We start from the raw sequence: 2,256 nt of genomic DNA, 5'->3' as shown, positions 1-2,256 counted from the left end.
ATCACCAGATGTCTAATAGAACTATTTTTTCATAAAATAAATTAAGCGATCAGAAGTATTGATATTGAGTGCTGAAGTTTAGTAACTATTGCAAAAAAATCTACAGATTTCTACATTTATAAAAACTTGGGTGTTGGTGAATCAAGGGATGATATCTCAAATTTGGCAACATATAAAATGCTTTTCAGTTAATAATTAAGCAATATCCATTAAAGCACAATCATAGCCAAACATCACCAATGAAAAAATTGGTAGTCCTAAAGTAGTTGAAATTGGATATTTATTACAGCAATGATACTGTGCTTTATTCTAGTGCAGTAAAACCTAGATTAAAATGATTACTTGCCTTGCATACAAAAATATATTAATTAGTAAAAAAGACTCAATCATATTCTAAAACATTGGAAAATAATATTAGAGCTATCTAGTACTGCATTCACAACCACAATAAATCCTTACTTTTTTAACACTACCAAAAAAATCAACAGCCTAATAGTCCATTTTATTAATTTTAATCAGGTTATAAATTATCAAAATGACTTATTCTTCATAATTTAATAATTTACTTAACCCATGAAAATTAATTAAACAGACTATTAGTAGAAAAGTCTTCTTTTTATTTATAAAAAATTAAATCAACTTAGACAGAAGTCTGCAATACTTCATGTTCTGTAGCTATATCTATTCTTTGCAACTGTGCTCCCAACTTTTTAAGTTTAACCTCTAATTTTTCGTAGCCTCGGTCTAAGTGTTGTAGACCTTGAAAAGTAGTTTCTCCTTCTGCAGCCAATGCTGCTAGTACCAAAGCAGCAGAAGCCCTGAGATCTGTACCAATTACTGGAGCAGCTGAAAGCTTGGACACACCTTCTACAATGGCATGATTTCCTTTCACCCTAATATTAGCACCCATCCTATTTAGCTCTGAAACATGACGCATACGATTCTCAAATACTGTCTCTGTAACAGAACTACTACCAGAACAAACACTTAGCAAGGCCATAAAAGGAGCCTGCATATCTGTGGGAAAACCAGGATATGGCTGGGTCTCAATATCTGTAGCTATAAGGTTTTTACTAGGTAGAATGCGTAAACTACCAGGTACTTCTTGTATGATTTTTGCCCCTACTGACTGGAGTTTAGAAATAACTGCACTCAGATGTTGAGGAACAACTGGTGAAATAGTTATGTCTGAGTTAGTAATTGCGCCAGCGATTAAAAATGTCCCAGCTTCTATTCTGTCAGGTATAATGGTGTAATCTACAGAATGTAGCTTGGGGACTCCAGATATAACTATGCTCTTTGTGCCAGCGCCAATAATATTAGCACCCATAGCTATACATAGATTAGCTAGGTCTACTACCTCCGGTTCTTGGGCTGCATTTTCAATGATGGTTTCTCCCTCAGCCAGGGTAGCTGCCATCATTAATGTTTCAGTGGCTCCAACACTAGGATAGTCAAGATATATTTTTGCGCCTTGTAACTTTTTTTTACTACCACTAATATAGGCATTGACTATACCATGCTCAATATGAACTTCTGCTCCTAAAGCTTGTAAACCTCGAACATGAAGATCTACAGGTCTAGCACCAATAGCACATCCACCTGGCAATGGTACGCGGGCTACTCCTAGTCTGGCCAGAATAGGACCGATGATAAAAAAGCTAGCACGTAACTGTCTAACTAATTCATAAGGAGCTTGAGCAGTATCTAGATTACTAGCATTAACAGCTAAAGTATTACCATTATGTTCTAACTTTGCTCCTAATGCAGATAAAACTTGTCCCATTCTATTAATATCTGCCAGAGAAGGAACTTGGTTTAACCTACAAGTGCCTGAGCAAAGCAATGTTCCTGCCATTGCAGCTAAAGCAGAATTTTTAGCACCACTGATATCTATGTTTCCTTTGAGATGAGATGGACCACAAATTTTCAGTATTGATTGGTTGATAGGGGATGATTTTGGGTTCTCTTTTGAATTTGATGGTTGATTGATGGCTCTGTCCTCCCTCAATTACCTAATTTATTAATTTTAATTTTTGTTTCTGATTGTACTGGAAAGTTGGCAGATGTCTAGGGGTTGACAAATCCTATTTCTTAATATAAGTTGCAAAAAAAAATTAGATGGCTCCGGAATAATTGGGGTTTGTTGAAAAAATCTGAATAGTATTGCAAAATTATTCAAGCAAAGCAGATGATAATTTTTTGACCAAAAAATAAGGTCTCAAGCCTCCCCTTTCAAGGGGATGAAAAAGCGGT

At 35.4% G+C, this 2,256-nt stretch carries 1 protein-coding gene; it reads right to left on the bottom strand.

Annotated features, from left to right (window positions below):
* Positions 1–640: 640 nt before the first annotated feature.
* The gene (gene murA / locus AC3DU7_RS31625) at positions 641–2,011 is read right to left on the bottom strand and encodes a UDP-N-acetylglucosamine 1-carboxyvinyltransferase (RefSeq protein ID WP_488043189.1); all 1,371 of its coding nucleotides are present in this window, start codon (positions 2,009–2,011) and stop codon (positions 641–643) included.
* Positions 2,012–2,256: the final 245 nt, after the last annotated feature.

It is taken from the genome of Okeania sp., from assembly GCF_983059655.1.
This window is presented reverse-complemented; position numbering and strand designations above follow the sequence as displayed.